The 18,674-nt window shown below is 32.7% G+C and carries 12 protein-coding genes; 1 reads left to right on the forward strand and 11 read right to left on the reverse strand.

All coding sequences use genetic code 11. The features are described from left to right. The 7 genes from ACFE0M_RS12660 to ACFE0M_RS12690 form a co-directional block, all read right to left on the reverse strand. Positions 1-2,818: immunoglobulin domain-containing protein (locus ACFE0M_RS12660; RefSeq protein WP_434546139.1), on the reverse strand; the 2,818-nt coding region annotated here is incomplete at its 3' end. A 136-nt stretch (positions 2,819-2,954) separates the two neighbouring features. Continuing rightward, positions 2,955-4,241 (reverse strand): hypothetical protein, encoded by a 1,287-nt coding sequence (locus tag ACFE0M_RS12665; protein WP_434546140.1) that lies wholly within the window; start codon positions 4,239-4,241, stop codon positions 2,955-2,957. Further along, positions 4,238-5,278: a hypothetical protein gene (locus ACFE0M_RS12670; RefSeq protein ID WP_434546141.1), complete on the reverse strand. Its 1,041-nt coding sequence runs from the start codon at positions 5,276-5,278 to the stop codon at positions 4,238-4,240. The genes ACFE0M_RS12665 and ACFE0M_RS12670 overlap by 4 nt, the downstream gene beginning before the upstream one ends. After that, a complete protein-coding gene (locus tag ACFE0M_RS12675; RefSeq protein ID WP_434546142.1) occupies positions 5,275-8,379 on the reverse strand; it encodes an nSTAND1 domain-containing NTPase in 3,105 nt (1,034 codons plus the stop codon). Before ACFE0M_RS12675 ends, ACFE0M_RS12670 begins: the two co-directional genes overlap by 4 nt. Then, a complete protein-coding gene (locus tag ACFE0M_RS12680; RefSeq protein WP_434546143.1) occupies positions 8,380-9,750 on the reverse strand; it encodes a hypothetical protein in 1,371 nt (456 codons plus the stop codon). It lies immediately after the preceding gene. Then, positions 9,747-12,938 (reverse strand): SpoIIE family protein phosphatase, encoded by a 3,192-nt coding sequence (locus tag ACFE0M_RS12685; RefSeq protein WP_434546144.1) that lies wholly within the window; start codon positions 12,936-12,938, stop codon positions 9,747-9,749. Before ACFE0M_RS12685 ends, ACFE0M_RS12680 begins: the two co-directional genes overlap by 4 nt. Next, a complete protein-coding gene (locus ACFE0M_RS12690) occupies positions 12,935-15,109 on the reverse strand; it encodes a hypothetical protein (RefSeq protein ID WP_434546145.1) in 2,175 nt (724 codons plus the stop codon). The genes ACFE0M_RS12685 and ACFE0M_RS12690 overlap by 4 nt, the downstream gene beginning before the upstream one ends. A gap of 516 nt (positions 15,110-15,625) precedes the next feature. Between ACFE0M_RS12690 and ACFE0M_RS12695 the strand changes: the two genes are divergently transcribed. Then, complete coding sequence (locus tag ACFE0M_RS12695) at positions 15,626-16,015, forward strand: DUF1987 domain-containing protein (protein ID WP_434546146.1); 390 nt, start codon at positions 15,626-15,628, stop codon at positions 16,013-16,015. Positions 16,016-16,060: 45 nt separating this feature from the next. Here ACFE0M_RS12695 and gldC read toward each other — a convergent pair whose 3' ends face one another. Genes gldC through ACFE0M_RS12715 form a run of 4 tightly spaced genes read right to left on the reverse strand, consistent with a single transcriptional unit; the run spans position 16,061 to position 18,611 of the window. After that, positions 16,061-16,399 carry a gliding motility protein GldC gene (gene gldC, locus ACFE0M_RS12700; RefSeq protein WP_434546147.1) on the reverse strand — a complete coding sequence of 113 codons (339 nt, stop codon included), beginning with the start codon at positions 16,397-16,399 and terminating at the stop codon, positions 16,061-16,063. A 35-nt stretch (positions 16,400-16,434) separates the two neighbouring features. Continuing rightward, a complete protein-coding gene (locus ACFE0M_RS12705) occupies positions 16,435-17,250 on the reverse strand; it encodes a M48 family metalloprotease (protein WP_434546148.1) in 816 nt (271 codons plus the stop codon). Beyond that, entirely contained in the window at positions 17,250-17,912 is a 663-nt protein-coding gene (locus ACFE0M_RS12710) for a 3-oxoacid CoA-transferase subunit B (protein ID WP_434546149.1), read from the reverse strand. The genes ACFE0M_RS12705 and ACFE0M_RS12710 overlap by 1 nt, the downstream gene beginning before the upstream one ends. Before the next feature lie 3 nt (positions 17,913-17,915). Then, on the reverse strand, positions 17,916-18,611 hold the full coding sequence (locus tag ACFE0M_RS12715) for a CoA transferase subunit A (protein WP_434546150.1): 696 nt from the start codon (positions 18,609-18,611) through the stop codon (positions 17,916-17,918). Positions 18,612-18,674 lie beyond the last annotated feature (63 nt).

The raw sequence follows: 18,674 nt of genomic DNA on the forward strand, positions 1-18,674 counted from the left end.
CGGTAACCGTAGTAGTAGGACTGTTAATATTGGTGATAGTCACCCCAGTAGCAGTTACTTCAGTCCATGTTCCTGTACCCGATCCAGCGCTATTGGCCGCCATGGTAAAGGTAGAGTTGTTACACTGCTCGATATCGGCCCCTGCATTAGCAGTAGGCGGAGTAGGTGTGATGGTCAAGACCATATCATCGCTAGCATCGGCACAGATTCCAAAAGCAGTGGTCACGGTTTTAGTTAAAGTAACCGACCCGGTTGAGTTATCAGTAGTACCAGGGGTATAGGTAGGATTCTCTGCAGTAGTAGAAGAGAAGGTACCATCTCCAGAAGTAGTCCATGCGATAGTTCCATTAGAAGAAGTCGTACCAGAGAAGGTATAGCTACCATTGGTAACACAGATTTCCGCATCACTGCCAGCAGAGGCAGTAGGCACTAGATCATTTGTGATGATGACATCATCAGAAGTAGGCGTACAACTTCCATTGGAGATGGTCCAGCGCAGCGTGGCAGAAGAACCAGCTGTAAGTCCGGTAACCGTAGTAGTAGGACTGTTAATATTGGTGATAGTCACCCCAGTAGCAGTTACTTCAGTCCATGTTCCTGTACCCGATCCAGCGCTATTGGCCGCCATGGTAAAGGTAGAGTTGTTACACTGCTCGATATCGGCCCCTGCATTAGCAGTAGGCGGAGTAGGTGTGATGGTCAAGACCATATCATCGCTAGCATCGGCACAGATTCCAAAAGCAGTGGTAACGGTTTTAGTTAAAGTTACGCTACCCGCTGTATTATCATCTGTAGAAGGCGTATAAGTAGGATTATCAATAGTGGCATCATTGAATCCACCTGTTCCAGAAGTAGTCCATGCGATAGTTCCATTAGAAGAAGTCGTACCCGAGAAGGTATAGCTACCATTGGTAACACAGATTTCCGCATCACTGCCAGCAGAGGCAGTAGGCACTAGATCATTTGTGATGATGACATCATCAGAAGTAGGCGTACAACTTCCATTAGAGATGGTCCAGCGCAGAGTGGCAGAAGAACCAGCTGTAAGTCCGGTAACCGTAGTAGTAGGACTGTTAATATTGGTGATAGTCACCCCAGTAGCAGTTACTTCAGTCCATGTTCCTGTACCCGATCCAGCGCTATTGGCCGCCATGGTAAAGGTAGAGTTGTTACACTGATCGATATCGGCCCCTGCATTAGCAGTAGGAGGAGTTTCATAATTTGTAAGTGTAACTTCATCAAATGAATCTGCACAAGCTCCATTGGAGATAGTCCATCGTAATACAGCAGATGAACCAGCAGGGACACCCGAAACCGTTGAATTATTTAAGTTTGGTGAATCAATCGTAGCGGTACCAGATTCTACTGTCCAATTCCCGGTACCAACTGAAGGCATATTAGCTGCTAATGTAAAGTTACCTGATCCGCAGTTTTCCTGATCAGTCCCTGCATCAGCAGTTGTGGGTGGTTCGTAAATTGTAATTGTTTCTGTATCCGTTAAATCATTTACACAACCACTTGAACCATTAGTAGCCTTAACGGTAATGGTCTCACTTCCATCGGTATAAGTTGCAAGATTAAAAGCATCAGAAGTAATCGATATAATTCCACCATTTCCAACCACTGCGTTGCTAAAAGCGGTATTGGTTTCGTCAAATAGTTGATAATTGACTCCAGGCTGCGAAGAACTAATCGTAAAATCAAGTGTCTCTCCATCACATACTTCTGTAACGTCCGGTGTAACGGTTAAAGAGTTGTCGGGAAGCGGATTAACAGTTAATATCGCAGTATTACTCGATACAGGGCAGTTGGGAGTATTAGAGCTTTCTGTTACGATTACTTGATAATCATTACCACTAAGACCTGTCACATCACTTATATTTAAGGTTGAAGTAGTAAAGTTTGTATAAACTGAGCCGTCCAACGTACCATCAATCGCTACACCATTTCGATACCACTGATAACTTAGTGTAGTGCCTGTGGCAGCTACTGAGAAACTAGCAGACTGTCCACTGCATCTTTCGACTGACGTTGGTTGAGTAGTGATTACTGGAAGAGGATTTACTGTAATTGTTACTTCATTTGAAGTAGCTGTTGGCAAACAAGCGCCTGTTACAACGGCTCTATAAGTATAGCCATCTAGGTTCACTCCAGCACTCGATAATTGTAAGGTAGGAGAATTAAAATTGGAATAGGTTACATCGTCACCTAAGGTTCCATCTATAGATTCAAATCCAGCACCAAGACCAGCATCTCTTTCCCATTGATAGCTAAACGAACCTCCTTCAGCAGTAATCGAAAATGATGTGTTATCATTTTCGCATATGACTGTAGAAGTAGGCTGCGAAGTTATATTTGGTGCAGTTTCTTTTGTTAATGAACCATGTTTTGTTCCGAAGACGGAGCCATTAATGATTATATCTGTCCCCGCTGGCGAGTCTTCTCTGGTTATATCGCCTGTTGTAAAAGTTGTTGCGCTTGTGGTAACTTGGTAACCTGTGAAGGTAATTGTATTTAACTCTGATGTGCCTTGAGTTACTAAATTTAAGCGAATGAAATTTAGACCATTCGTCACTGAGGACGAATTTGAGATATCACCACCGAAAGCATTCACGTTTACGGTTCCTGTAGTACTGAACTCAAAATTTGTCGGTAATTGAATCCTGTAATATTCTGTTGTTCCAGAAGTATTTTCTATATCATCTGGATTACTTTCGGTTATGACTATGTCTGGTAAAGTATAGCTACCTCCCGAGGTACAGAAATTCTTTAATTCCGCTTCAGTGATTGTAACTTGCCCATAACTCTTCAACCCCATCACCAACAACGAGCTCAAAATGAATAAAAACCTTATATAACTGTAAATGTGTTTCGTAACTGTTTCTTTAAGTGTAACTTACAATATAATAAAATGGGGAGTAGTGGACAAATTTATATCTAATAATAGAATTTTACTAAAATTTAATCTTCATTAATCCTATGGCTGTCGAATTATTCTCAAAAGTTTTTTGCGAAAGGACAACCAAAATATTTTCAGGTTCACTTTCAATTTTTTGAATATCATAAAACCCTGTACTTAAGAATTCAAAATCCTGATCATTTATTGGCGTACCGGCCTGTGAAAATTTCAATATATGGGAACTGCTATTGATGTCCGTTTCATCTATTGTGGACATAATTATATTTCCATTGTCATCTTCCGTTAAACTCGTTACTTTATTACCATAATTAATAAGCGGAAATATTTTTTGATCTTTATTATTATTGGATCCATTATACTCCTTGGCAATTAAAAAAATGGTGTCAGTTTCTAAATAATTACCAGCTATATAATTTTTACCATTTGAATGATATAAAATAGCACCAAATACTTCATCTTTATCCTCTCCAATAAAAATCTTTTCACTGGCATTAGATTCCAAATCAGTGAATATTTCCCAACTAATGTTTAATGATTCATTATTTGTTTCAGTATTTGGATTTTCACTAGCGCTGTGACCTATGATTTCATAAACTGAAGAAGGATTACTACCTTCTAAGATCTTTATATTCAAGTTTTTATTATTAACAGTTGAACCAGATTTTTCTCTGACTAATTCAAAAATAGTATCATTTTTATTGTTAAAATTCACGGAGTTAAAATTATAAATTTGAGTTATTTTTCTCCTGTTGTTTGTTCCTTCTTGAAGAATATTGCCAATTGTAATTAAATTCTGGTTTTTAATAAGGAAATCTGTCAGTTCAATGGAAGGGATTTCACCTGTAGTAAGAATTTTAAAGTCCGCTGAAATTGAATCATCTGGATTATTGCTTTCAGCTTTAATAGGAATTCCTTCTAAATTTGATTTTAAAATTACGTTTTGTCGAATGACTTGTTCTGAGGTGTCAATTCTTCTTTGCCCCATTATGAAAACAGAATTATCTTCTTGATATAGCTTCATACTGACAGCCTCATCGTAAAAAGGAGTGTTGATTCTATGCAGGTTCTGTTGCATTCCATCACTCCCTACATTTATGATAATTATATCAGAATTAGAGTTGTCAGAAGTTTTTGAGTTACCAACTATAATATAACCGCTCGCATCTGGTTTACATATAAAATCAACCGCTTCTACATTTTCAGACAATGCATATAGTTTATCAAAACTTGAGGCTCTATACTCAGTTAAGGGGTCTAAATTGCAGGCAGCAACTGGTATTAGCAGTATTAAAATAATATTTATATAATAATTTCGATTCATTGGAAATTAAAAAATGGTATATTAAAACTAACATTTAATTGATAAACTAAATTTGTTATGTAATCATCTTTCAAGATCATTGTATCAAGAAGAGTATTTTTATCGGCATCATTTATCGCTTTTTTATTTAAATGATTTCTAAAATAATTACTTACCCCAAATTTTATTTCAATATAATTCTCACGTACTTTTATCATAGATCCTAGGTTTGCATTTAATGAAAAATTAATATTCGATCTATCTGAAATAATATTGATCTCTTCATTTATATTTTCTTCATCAACAGTTTTTTCAAAATCATTTGTATAAAAGGTTACAAAATAGTTTAAATTATATCTTCCTGAAGTACCCAATTCAAAAAAGGGCTTCCATTGATAATAATCTTTCATATAGCGCAACGTAATATTTAAATTCATACCATTATTAATTGTTCCATACTCAATTGTGGATATGTCATTGTTACCATTATCGAATATTTCCTTGTAATCAAACCTGTGACTTTGGTATTGAATTTCTGCACCGGCAATTATATTCTTGGTAATAGGATATAGAAATTGAGCTCCTACTTGTCTAAAGGATGATCTTGATACGTAATTAGGGTCATGAGTACCTAATGGATTGGTACTGTATGGTTGATGGACAATGATTGAATTATTGTTAAAGCCAGCAGTTATTCCTACAAAGTATTTGATATCCGTATCAATTTTACTGTACAATGAGTACAATTCGGAGGGGTCAACATTTTTGATTACTTGATAATCCGTTTTTAGGTTTAATAATCTTATTAATGTTGTTCTAGCTTTCTCTTGCTGATTAATGTTAATATAAGTCAGGGTTAAAAGCTCTAATGCCTCAATTTTTTCAGATTTGCTAAATCCTTCTTCCAAACAATCACCCAATTTACCTGGTACCGCATAAAGATTACCATTAGAATAGTCAGCTCTTGCTTCATTCAAGTTTCTTTGACAACTTGATTGAGCTACTAGAAAAGAGCTTGAAGTGAATAATATAAATAAAGTGATAATAAATAATCTCATCGTGATTGATCAATAAATTTACTCTGTTCGAAAATTGGGCTGTAATCAAGATCATCACCAATGTATCTATCCCATTCTTCAGGTGTAATATCTCTGTTGATCTTATTTTTTAAGGTTTCGGCTAAAAGTTCACTTTTGATAGGGTATAATCTAAATACTTGATCTTTACAACCTGCAAATATATGTGCTTCATCCAAAAGTGCGATGGCATTAACCCAAGAACCTGGCTCATTGATAATCATAGGAAATTCATCTGGATCAATCAAATTCCAGATTCTTATGGTTCCCTTAGTGCTAGCCGCAATTATTTGGTTTTCTTTCATATTAAATTGAATATCTGTCATGATTTCCCCATCACTTCCCCTTAAGGTAATTGAATTTTTAACGTTATAATTTTCATCTAAATAGAACAAGTTTACTTGACCGGAATTATCGCCAGTTGCTAAAATATTTTTGGAGAATGAAAGGGAATGAATATACTTATTATTGGCTTCTCTTATTACCGCTTTACTTTCTTTAGATTTCAAATCCCAAAGTTCAATTTTACCATCAGTATTTCCAGTAGCCAATGTACTTTCATTTATGAGTTCAATATCATATATCCTGCTTTTAGTATTGAGGTAGGGGTTTAATTTTTTGTTTTCAAATTTATAAATGTAATTATCAGAAGCTGACAAATAGAAATCCGTTGTGCCTTTTATGAAACTCACATCAAAAGCATAACTGTTGGGCAGGGTATATTTTTTCACATCTCTAATTCTGTCAGCAACATCAATGACATAAAAATCATGTCCGTCAGTGAGTGCGACAAGGATTTGATTTTCTTCATCTACATATATTTTTTTCACAAAGACACCTTCTTCATCAAAAATAACAATACTTCTATTAGCAGTCTTGTTTTCAACTTCCCAAGCATTAATTCTTCCTGAAGTACCTGTGGTGTATAGGTATTTATTTTTTACAAACTGTAGTGACCTAACATCGGTTGATTTACTTTTAAAAGCATTATAATAATCTGGATCAAAATTCTTTATCGCATAAAATAGACCATTGTAGATATCATTATTATTTTCATAACCTTCATTATTAATGTTAAACCTATGACCTAAAAGTGCTAATAGTCCTTTCAACTGATCATCTTCTTGTTGCAATGATTTAACACTCAAGGAAGAAGCTATCGCCCTTAAGCTTAACTGCTTTGAGTTATTCTTTTCAGCTTCTAATTGAATATTGGTCTCTTCTAATTTTTTTTGTTGTTGCTGGGCTAAATTTTTAGCTTTTTCTTCCTCTGCGGCTTTAATCGCCAGTTCCTCCCTTGCCCGTCTCTCAACATCTCTAGCTTCTTGTACTAATAAAATACTATATTCTGCATTTTCCCTTTCAATATTTGCCCTAATACTGGATTTATTAGCTTCAATTTTTTGCCGTTGGGCAATTAATTCACTCTCCTTTGCTCTATCAGACTCTCTTTGAGCTTCTAATGTTTTTGCTTCTGCAATTTCCTTTTGTCTTTCAGCTATTCTACTTTGGTTGAATGCATATACCAAAAAGATAATGGACAAAACTGCTGCCGAACCTAAAACTGTTGCAATAATTTTGGATCGTCTAAGTCTTCTTTTTTGAAGAAGCTCTTTAGTTTCTAATTCTTTTTTGTAGGAATCTTCACTTTTTTCAAGAAAAAGAATAACCGCCTCAAAATTATTTTCATATTGAAGCGCCCATTTTAAAGTTGGCTTTGTATTATTTCTCCATTCTATAGCCAGTTGCAAATCAGGAGGTCTCCATAGTCCGCCACTCCCTTGTTGGTATTTATTAGCTGCCTCAGAAAGCCTTAAATATATTTGAGCAGAACGAGACTCTTCTTGAACCCAATTTCTAAGTCGATACCATACACGCATTAAAGCCTCGTGGCTAATGTCTATTACGGAATCACTGTGTAATTCAACTTCTTCCCTTGGGGTTAAAAGTGCTCTTCCTTCAATCCGGAATTTGTCAATTATTTTTATGAGAATATGTTCTTCTTCATCGACTATTTTTGAGATTTCCTTAAGAGGTGTTGGTCTTCTAATACCATCATTATCACTTCTTTTTTCCGTGATAGTTTTGAACAGCTTTTCACATATTTCTTTTTCTTCTTCATTTAATTCATAAAATGCTTCATCTGCATGACGAGATAATGCTTCATTTACACCACCTATGGCTTCGTAATGGATGAAGTCTATTTGATTATCTTTATTGTCACTTTCTCTCCAGTAATTCCATGTACGCATTAATGCGTGCTGCAAAACAGGCAATTGATCAAATCGGTCGCCCATATCATTGAGCAATCTTTGCACTAATCTATTTGATATTTTAGCATTACCAACAGCAATCGGACCTGTTATCACCAGTTTCTTTTGCTCTCTGGTCATTTGAGGAATCAGGTAGTGACTGTCATTTATTTTATTCGTTAACTCCGGAAATTGTTCACAATCTCCCAAGAAATCAGATCTCATGGAAAGCGCTATATAAATAGGTACTTCACTTTGTTTTATAGCCTCTAAAATCAGATTCACATATGCTAGTGACTCGTTGATGTGTTTTGTATCCCCTAATTTTCTAAACCTGAAAATTTCTTCGAATTGATCTAGGTATAAGAGTAAATTTTTACCTTTTAGATATTTATTTAATTTGAATAAATCACTTAAACCTTTGGTACTTTTGTGCAATACTGCCTCAAATAAATACTCATTAATTAATTGATGAGAAAAATCAGTTTGATCGTCTTTGCTTTTACTTTCTATGTGTTTCTTAAAACCTAAAGCAAGGTTTTTAATGGGATTCAATCCTGGTTTAGCTGTAATAATCTCCCATTCATTTCCCGCCTTTGATATAAATCCTCCATGGAGGGTAGGAATAACACCTGAAAACATCAGGGATGATTTACCAGTACCAGAAGACCCCAGGATATTAACAAAGCGGTTTTTCTCCAAAATAGATAAAACCTCATCACTTTGACCTTCACGACCAAAATAAAGATAGCTTTCCTCTATACCAAATGGCCTAAGCCCTGGAAATGGATTGAATTTATTTTCCCTATTATTAATGTTGTTTTCTTGCACTTAAACCGCTAATTTTTTAACTACTTCAATTATTTGACCCGGTTTGTCTTTTTTAATTAATTCAAAATCTTCTAGTCTTTCATCATTCAATATAGTTTCTTCATTAAATATTATGTATTTACCAAAAATTTCTTTTTCATTTCTAAAGCCTGGGGCCTTTTTAATTTCAGAGGACATGGAGTTTAACCAAGGTATATTATTTTTAAAAAACAAAATAATGAAATAATCTGCCCTTCTTAATAATTCATAATGAAGATGCCGGTAATCTGTAACATTTTCTACATTATCAATCAATTTCAACTCAAAATTATCAGAAATCGATTTGTCATTATGGAGTAAATCTAAACTATTTTTATCTATTTTACTGTCTGATATTATATAAATAATTTGCTTAACCGACTGTATAACAGTTTCTTCTTTTTGAATTATTTTATTGATGTTTTCTTTGATAATTTCTTTAAACTCTTCTATTGTGGATTCGACCGCTTCAATATTGGGATAAGGTTTTAATTGAACCTTCAATTCATTATATTTTGCTTTTTTCTCCGGTTGTTGACTTTCGGTTGGACTAAACCAAATCAATCGTTTTTTTTCCGGCAGTTTATCAAATGCTTTTTTTCTCTTTTCAATTGTAAGCCCCACAAATTCATCAGGAAAATGTATAGACATATCACATTTCTTCATGAAGAATTCTTCTGGGTCTTCCATATAATTCGCCTCAATTGAAAAATCTTCATCTGGAAATATTTCAGCATTAAAAGCTTTTAATTCTCTTTTAATTATATTCCTCGAATGGTAATAGCTTTTATTTTTATCGGAAATAAATATTCTGCTCTTAATTTCTGAATTATTGTTTTCTAACGAGGCTAATGTATCTAATAAAACATCAGCAAAAACCTGCCAATAACTTTCATTTTCTTGGAATTCATTCCATCCTTCATAAGTTTCGTAATTCTGTTCGTTAATTAAGCTATTGTCATAAAACCTATAGTAAGTAGGCGTGGATAAAGAAAGCGGGAGGTCTTCAATTTTTACTGGAGCTTTAAATACTTTTTTTATTTTAGAATTTATGAGGGGGATATCAAAATTGAAAGCTTGTTCAAGTTCTGTGGAATCTTGATTGATATTAGAGGAAAATACCATAGCAGGGGAGAGAACATAAAAAATTAGATTAGAATTTTCAAAGTCTTCCTTGGTAATTAATTCCAATTCATTTTTGTAAATTATATTGATTTTATTTTCTAATCTGTAGGATAATCCTGATGTTAAAAATTTTGCAAAATAATCCACCCATCCAAAGTCCTGATTTTCACTTTTAATGTTGTCGTTTTCAGTAAACTTAATAATGATATTGTGCTCTTTTTTAGTCATATTTTAAATCCTATTACAAGAATATCATCAGTTTGAGCATATCCATCTTTCCAATCTTCAATTTCTTCATGTAAAATGGTTTTTTGTTCCAATACATCTTTTTGGTGAATGGATAACAATAATTTCTTGAAGTTCCCTACTAGATATTTAAACCCTTTCTCGCCCCCAAACTGATCCTGATAACCATCTGAGAAAAGATAGAATGTCCTTTTCTTTCCATCGCTTAAATCGAGAACATGAGTATTGAAGATTCGCTCATCACCTCTTTGTTGCCCTCCAATAGCGTGTTTATCACCTTTAATCCTAATCAATTCATTGTCTTCAACATACATTAATGGGTTTTTTGCACCAGCAAAATAAAGTTTCTTGCTTACAGTATTATATGTAATGATGGTCATGTCCATTCCATCATTCACTTGAGTTTCGTCTTGCCGTAAATCCGAAATGATGTCATGGTTCATTTCTGTTAATATTTGACCAGGATCGTATATTCCCTTCAATTTTGTGATGTTATTGAGTAGGTTCATACCTACCACACTCACAATAGCACCAGGAACACCATGACCTGTACAGTCAACTGCCGCCAAAATTAACAGTTCGTCACCATTCTCATTTTTTGCCTTATTAAACCAAAAGAAGTCACCACTTACTACATCTCTGGGAAGGAAATAAACAAAACTTTCATTGAAAGCTTTCTTTATTTCCACCTCAGTACTCATCAATGCGTTTTGAATTCTTTTCGCATAATTAATACTTGAAGTTAGTTTGCTACTGGTTTCTTCTAGTAAATCTTTTTGTTTCTTAATTTGTTGGTTGGTTAATGATAATTCATATTTCTGTGATTCGATTTGTTTGTTCTTTTTCTCCAACTCACTTTTCTGGGAAGTAATCAAATCATTAAGTTGTTTAAGTCTTTCAGCCTTTAAAACTTGGAGGTGTGATTTTTTTTCTAAATCTTCCAAGCCTTTATGTAATTCATCTTCCAACTCTCTTGCCCTGCTGTTTTTAATACTTATTACGGTTCTGTAGCCAATAAAGCCTAAAAACAAAAGTGAAATAGCAGATGAAATATAGAACCAATTTCTTTTCCAGATAGGAGGGATAACATAAATGTTTATTTTCTCTTCATTTATACTTTCAACTCCACTGCTGTTATAGCCCTTGATAGCAATGGTATTCAGACCATCCGACAAATCAGTTAAAATTATTTTTTCCCCAGATTCAATTATTCTTTCAGATTGATTTATGCTTATATTCCTATAACCAATCGAGGATTTTGAATTGTCAAAATGGTTGATCACTTTTGGATCAATAACAACAATTGAATTATTACTTATATTTTTACTTTTTTCCTTAAGAAAGATCGTATCAATAGGATTATTGAAATCATCTAAATTGTATGCGAAAGCATTTTTGATTTCCACACTTGGTGCGATTAAGTTTGGAATTTCTCTCAGTGGATTGTAAAGGGAAATCCCATCATCATTGAGGAACCAAATTCTGCCAATTTCATCTTTTACAGCATCTTTAAAGTAGGACGAAAATATGAAATCATTTTTATCATATTCTATAGGTTTTTGAAGAGTTGATATGTTGTTTTTAACAGAAATAGGAAATCTAAATAGAATGTTTTTGGATGACACCCATAAATTATTTTCCATATCATCAAAAATATTCAGGATGTGGATATCTTTAAGCTCTTCACTTTTATCGAAATCAACTAATTTAGCTTCACCATCATTATTAATTTGATAAAGTTTATTTAAGTTATAATACCAAAACCCCTTTTTTGCCGGTACAATATTTTCAAAATTAATGCTGTCATTTAAGGCTGTTTTGCTTAGAATGTTTCCTGCGCTATCTAATACAGTAATTCGATTTTGATTTGAGAAAAGATATATTTTTTGATTGGCAAAAGTTATTTTGTTGGATGAACGGGCTTCTTCAAGCTTTTTAACAGGCATAAAATTCCCATCAATCAAGAACAATGATCCTGATTCATTTTTTGCAATATATTTTTCTTCTATTTTTTTTAGTGGTATAAACTGGCTTTCTTTTAAAACGGGAGTTAATTCACGCTCATTTTTATTTAGGGAATAAATCGTTTTATTAATGGTGATTATCCAGCTATCCTCATTATCTAATGCATAATATTCATTTAAAGGTGTAGCTGTTTTTGGTATTTTTATCCTTATGTTTTCAGTAATGAAATTATACATGATAATTTCACCTTCTTTAAAGATTAAATTACTGTTATTCCCAACAAATACTTTATTCGCATTTTGTTCTGAAATTTTCGAGAAAGGATTTTTTTGAGTTAATTTAACAAGGCTGTTGTTACCTAATATCCATAAGTTACCTTCTTTATCGTTGAAAATACTTTTTCCTGTTATAGGTTTGTTTTTTTCTAGATATTGTGGTTTTGATTTAATTAAATCATTCACTTTTAATATTCCTTGCTCATCAATAAACCATGTCTTTCCAAAATCATCAATGTAAAAATCAAGTATTTCGGTCTTATTTTGTAAGGTCGAAACCCCCTTATCGTTGATAAGTTCAAAAATAGCTTTCCCACTTAAAATATGGACAGTAGAATCAGCAGTTATAAATTTTGTGGGTTTTAGGTAGCTCGCAAATGTCTTAGCCTTTTTTCCTTTTGTTAACAAAGTGAGTCCTTCGGTATGGCCAATAATAGTGTTATTATTTTTTACCACTAAGCATTTAAATTGCTCTAAATTTTCAGCTTCATATACTTTCTTTAATTGAATGTTTTCCCAAACATATAATTCGGTATCAGTAATCATCCAAAGTTGGTTGTTAAATTCTTCAAACTGATTGACTGAGAGGTCAGCAATAACAGAAATAGAATCATTTTGAGGGAAATATTGGCTTAATGAATTCTTTGAAGCTACAAATAAGGAATTTTTGAAATAATGAATTTGTTTGATGTCATCATTATTTTTAAAATGTTTTATGTTTTTAAATTCGTGTCCATCATAACTTAAAATTCCCTTAGAGGTATTGAAATAAATATAAAGGTTCTCGCTTTGGGTTGCCGTTTTAAAATTTTTCTCATCTAAAAATTCGTCTATTTCAAATCTTTCTACTCTTTCTAATTGAGCATAAGTTTGTAAATGGATACAAAAAAAGGTAATAAGAAGGGCTATATGATATACTCTAGATTTCAAGCAGCGTTTTGATTTAATTCCTTAATATGTTTTTTTGGACTTTTATCTGGCAAGATATCAATATATTTTTGCATAATATAATCATAATCCTTAATAATATTTATCAGAATAATTTCTTCTACTACCAAGAATCGAGTATCCTCCTCCAAATAGAAATAGACATTTTCAGATGGACTTTCATGATCAGAGACTTTGATAATATCTCTCTTTCCATAATCATAAAAATCAAAACCGTTTTTTGAAAACGAAACTTTACCGGTTTCAATTAACCAATATCCTAAATTGAATTCCTCATTCAAAGAAATTTGATGTTCTCCAGCCTTAAGGACTCGCACTCTAAAATATCGATGGAAATTTATGATTTCTGATATTGATAATTTGTTTAAATACGGAATACTGATCATAAAATTGATTTTATCATACAATAATAAATTATCTGAATTTACATGCTTAGTATTACCAGTATCTGCATTGGACCGAATTAAATAATCTATTTGGTTAGCCTCGTTATCGGATAACCTTGATAAAAATATAGTATAAAATTCCGGTAGGTTTTTATAGATATTTAGAGCAGCAGTTTCTTTAAGCAATTGATTTTTATTTAAAAACTCTGATGCCAATTCGAATGGGATATCATCCTTAAATGAGTATTGTATTATATTTAATGCACATACCCTGGTCCAACTGTTTATTTGATCATATTCCTTTTTTAGCATTAGCCATATTAAATCTTCTTCATTTTGAAATTCAGGTTTTAAATTTACAGAAGGGAATTCCTCTTGAAGTGACTCCAGTAATAGTTTTTCATTTGGTGAAAAGAGCACCTTCATTTTATTCTTAAAAGAAATATTATCGTTTACAATCAAATCGATTAAAATATTAGAAGCAGCATGTAAAGATTTTGATTTTTTTCCGTAGTGTTCAAATGTTTTTTCTATTGCTACCTCATTGTAATATAGTTTAATAATGTTTATGATAAGGTAAAGTGATTCCTTATTCTCATTTTGTATTGCATTTTTAAGGGATTTGAAATTCTCGTTTTTTGATTCTAATTGTCTTAGCATATAACCATTACCTAAGAGTGTTAGAATTAAATCATCAAATAATTTGGTAAAGTATTTTCTACGGACATCGGTGACTTTTATGTCGCATAGGATAATTTTCTTGGCGGCAATTTTCCTTACGTTACTATTTGGTTCATTTAGACCTTTAAAAAGTAAATTATACCCATCTTCATTTCCAATTTTTGAAACTAAATTGAAACATGATTCAACAAATAACAAATCTTCGTTTCTTTTTGAGAACTCTATTTCTAAATATTTTAAGGCTTTATTACCTATTTTTTGTAAGGCTAGTTGTGCCCAATAAGTGAGCTCTGGTCTTTCTAAATTCTCGATAAGAATTGAAATGATATTGATATCATCATAATAACCAGCAACTATACAAGCAGGTTTATTGACAGATATCCTATTGTCATTCAAAAGTTTAATGATCAAATTCCTGTCATTGTTTTTTATTTGTTGTCTAATTAAGCCTTTTATTAAAATCAAATCATTCGATTGTTCAATAAACTCATAAGGATTATCGATTTCGGATATTTTCAACTCAACATTTGAAAGATAATCGTGAATTTCCACTATTGAATTATAAATTGGATTCTTTTGGTCACAATTTTTAATAAGCATTTTTAATTGCTCAATGGCATCAATTGCTGAAATTCTTTTTAAAGTAAAAAGGAGGTATTTCTGTTCAGGAAAGGTTTTTTCCAAAAAATTATCTTCTAATTTAGAAATTAAATGGTATGGTTGTTTTTCATAAACACCTAATACGGAATTGTTTTCAGTTTCCTCTTTTTTAGATTTTTCAATAGAGAGAAAATAGCGATATATATCACCATGAATGATTTTATTTAGCAAAGAATTTAATAAAGAAAAAACTATTAGCAATCCGATTGGTGCGAACAATAAAACATCTGTTGATTGGGGTAAATAATCATAAACCAATCCGAAAATAGTTATAAAGATAAGAAAGAAGTAAATCTCAAAATCTTTAAAAGACTTTAAATCATTGCTTTTAATGATTTCAATTATTGCCCTTTCATTCGTTTGAGTGAATATCAACCAGAAGTAATAAGAAAATGGCAATCCTAAAGCAAATATAAGGGAGCCCATTAAGCCAAATTCAATTTCAATCAGTCCGTCTTGTTGATTAAAAAATATTAATGTGATACATAAAAAAGCAAATATTAAATTTGTAATATTTAATAAATTTGAAAATAGGGTTTGATTTATTTTTGGGCGTAAGAACCAATAAGGTTTTTGGAGAATCTTACTATTAAATATTGAAATTAAAACCAAAATAACGATGCCAAAAAGATAGGCAAGGTCAGGATTAAATACACTATATGTACCGTATAGAAATATAGATGTAAGGCATCCAAAGCTTAGCAAATTTATTACATATAATACAATGCTACTTTTTCGAATTCTACTTTTGTATAAGTTGTTGTATATGTGTTTGTTCACATTCATAATTTAAATCTAAACTTAAATATTTGTTTGCGCAACAAATTATCAATAATCGACAAAAAAGATTAATTTGTCGAATTTATATTACATGAAATTTATTTTTATAAGAAATGCGAAGGATATTGACTATTATTGTTACATAAACAAAAAATACTTTTAATGAGTGTATTAGAAATTCCAGCAAAAGAAGCTGCCCCATATATTCGATTTGATGAAGAAAATGGAACTCTGCAGATTAAAGGTAAATCATATGATGATGATGTGGTCATGCTTTTTAATATGTTGAGGTCAAAACTAAAGGCTTTTGGAGGTAATAAACCTCAGAAATTAGATGTAAATATATATTTGAAATATTTTAATACATCTTCATCAAAGTGTTTGTTTGATTTACTTTCTGATTTGAAAGATCTTGAAAGTAATGGTACCACCCTTAATATAACATGGAATTTTGTAGAAGGTGATGAGGAAATGGGTGAAGAAATTGAAGATTTTAGGGATTCTTTGGATATGGAGTTCGATATTGAACCATTACCCGATGATTTAGCATAATTAATTGTGATAAAAAAAGAGGTCAACTAATATTGACCTCTCTTTTTATTTTTGTTCTTTCATTTCTTTTTCAAGATGTTTTACAAGCTTTTCGCAAAGCATATTCATCTCTTCTGCCATAAATTCATCCCCAGTTGAGTTTAATACACTTTGTGCCATTCCGCCAAGACAATCAATATAAAACCTTTTCATTTCATCTACAGGCATTTCTTTAGTCCATAAGTCAATTCTCATGGAATTTTTTTGAACATGATCCCAAAGTGATATACTAATACTTTTGGTTTCAGTCAATTCTTCTCCTGCATCAGTGGCAGACCAATGGATTTTTTCTGGTACGTTTTCTTTATCTAAGTCTATTTCGAAATTGATGTTCGATTTTTTCATTCTTTCTAATTCAATCTTTTATTTAAATATTTTATTTATTGAGGTAACAAGTTTTTAAATTCCTCATAGGTGGCAGGGGCTAGGGGAGTAGTATTACATCCTAATTCATCTGCTTTGGTATTAATGTCATCTATTCTATTTTCTGGGTCAGGATGGGTGCTTAAAAATTCAGGCGTCCCACCTGCTTGCCCTTCATCTAATAACTTTTGGAAAAATGAATAGGCGCCATTACATGCATAAGGTGTATTAGCTAAATATTCAACTGATTTTTCATCTGCTTCTTCTTCAAATTCCCTAGAGAAACTCAGACCTGCAGCAGTGCCAGCTATTTGCCCAGCAATTTGTTCAAGTTGACTTGGATCTTCCCCAGTTAATAATTGAAGAAGAATGTTAATTCCATATTGTCTTTGAAGGTTTCTGCTGGTATGTCTTAAATCAGAATGAGCTACTTCATGACCTAAAACGCCCATTAAATCATCTTCTTGATCTAAATATTTGATTAAGCCTGTATAGACATATAAATATCCTCCTGGAGTTGCAAAAGCATTCAATACAGAATCATCCGCTATAATGTGTATATCCCATTCAAATTCTTCAGTATATTTTACTTCACCTGAAGTCAGGATATAATCAAGTAAATTATTTAAATAATTGTAAGCTTCAGTATATTCTGTTTCATCCAAAATTGGAAATTTGTCAGGGTCATTTTCAATCTCTTCAGCAACTTGTGCCCCTAATTCCACATCATCTTCAACAGAGAAAAACACGAAATTCTCATTTTTATCTTTGCATGAATTAAAAACCAATAATCCACCTAAGAGAAATAAAGCTATATTATTTTTAAAATTCATCAATCAATTTTCATTTCTTGTATATCACCTTCTACAATAAGTTTTCCTGCTGTAGCTTCTTTAATCTCTTCTACTGTTACACCTGGAGCTCTTTCCATTAATTTAAAGCCACCACCGTCTTGTACTTCCAATACGGCCAAATTAGTAACTATTTTTCTTACGCATTGCAAGCCTGTAATTGGTAAACTACATTCTTTTAGTAATTTGGATTCGCCACTTCTGCTAGTATGTTGCATGGCTACAATAATGTTTTTTGCTGAGGCTACTAAATCCATAGCTCCACCCATTCCTTTCACCATTTTGCCTGGTATTTTCCAATTGGAAATATCACCATTCTCTGAAACTTCCATAGCACCTAAAATGGTTAAATCCACATGCCCACCTCTAATCATGGCAAAACTCTCAGCTGAATCAAATAAAACAGAACCATCCCGCATGGTAATGGTCTGCTTTCCTGCGTTGATTAAGTCAGCATCCACTTCTTCTTCGGTAGGGAATTGTCCAATTCCTAATAGCCCATTTTCTGATTGCAGAACAACATCTAAAGCATCAGGTATATAATTGGCTACTAGGGTAGGAATACCAATGCCTAAATTAATATACATTCCGTCTTTTACTTCTTGTGCTATTCTTTTTGCTATTCCAATTTTGTCAAGTGCCATATCTTAAGATCTTACGGTTCTTTGTTCAATTCTCTTTTCATAATTCTTGCCTTGGAAAATACGTTGAACATATATTCCCGGTGTATGGATTTCATTTGGATCCAATTTACCTGCAGGTACTAATTCTTCCACTTCCGCTATGGTAATTTTGCCAGCTGCAGCCATCATAGGGTTGAAATTTCTGGCAGTCCCTTTAAAAATTAAATTTCCTGCAGTATCACCCTTCCAAGCTTTAACCAAAGCAAAATCAGCTGTTAAACCCTTTTCTAATAAATACATTTTCCCATCAAATTCCCTTGTCTCTTTTCCTTCGGCAACTTCAGTTCCGAAGCCTGCAGGAGTATAAAATGCGGGTATTCCTGCTCCTCCAGCTCTAACTCTTTCAGCCAAGGTACCTTGCGGAATTAGTTCTACATCCAATTCACCAGACAGTAATTGTCTTTCAAATTCTGCATTTTCACCTACGTAAGAAGAAACCATTTTTTTGACCTGATGAGTTTTAAGTAATAAACCAATGCCAAAATCATCAACTCCAGCATTATTGGAGATGCAGGTCAATCCTTTAACTTTAGTATCCAATAAAGCTTGAATACTATTTTCAGGAATGCCACACAATCCAAAGCCTCCCAACATTAAAACCGCATTATCAGGTATGTCTTTTACTGCTTCAATTGCATTTTTAACTACTTTATTAATCATATTTTTATGTTTAATTAGGGTCTTTTGGACTTCTATCTATGCTTGCTTAATACTTACGTACTA

The organism is Marivirga sp., from assembly GCF_051117495.1.
Lineage (GTDB): Bacteria > Bacteroidota > Bacteroidia > Cytophagales > Cyclobacteriaceae > Marivirga.

Bases quoted from the DNA above. Each gene is read 5' to 3' on its own strand.
- ACFE0M_RS12665 (WP_434546140.1), bottom strand. From the start codon at position 4,241: ATGAATCGAAATTATTATATAAATATTATTTTAATACTGCTAATACCA.
- ACFE0M_RS12670 (WP_434546141.1), bottom strand. From the start codon at position 5,278: ATGAGATTATTTATTATCACTTTATTTATATTATTCACTTCAAGCTCT.
- ACFE0M_RS12680 (WP_434546143.1), bottom strand. From the start codon at position 9,750: ATGACTAAAAAAGAGCACAATATCATTATTAAGTTTACTGAAAACGAC.
- ACFE0M_RS12690 (WP_434546145.1), bottom strand. From the start codon at position 15,109: ATGGGCTCCCTTATATTTGCTTTAGGATTGCCATTTTCTTATTACTTC.
- ACFE0M_RS12695 (WP_434546146.1), top strand. From the start codon at position 15,626: ATGAGTGTATTAGAAATTCCAGCAAAAGAAGCTGCCCCATATATTCGA.
- gldC (WP_434546147.1), bottom strand. From the start codon at position 16,399: ATGAAAAAATCGAACATCAATTTCGAAATAGACTTAGATAAAGAAAAC.
- ACFE0M_RS12705 (WP_434546148.1), bottom strand. From the start codon at position 17,250: ATGAATTTTAAAAATAATATAGCTTTATTTCTCTTAGGTGGATTATTG.
- ACFE0M_RS12710 (WP_434546149.1), bottom strand. From the start codon at position 17,912: ATGGCACTTGACAAAATTGGAATAGCAAAAAGAATAGCACAAGAAGTA.
- ACFE0M_RS12715 (WP_434546150.1), bottom strand. From the start codon at position 18,611: ATGATTAATAAAGTAGTTAAAAATGCAATTGAAGCAGTAAAAGACATA.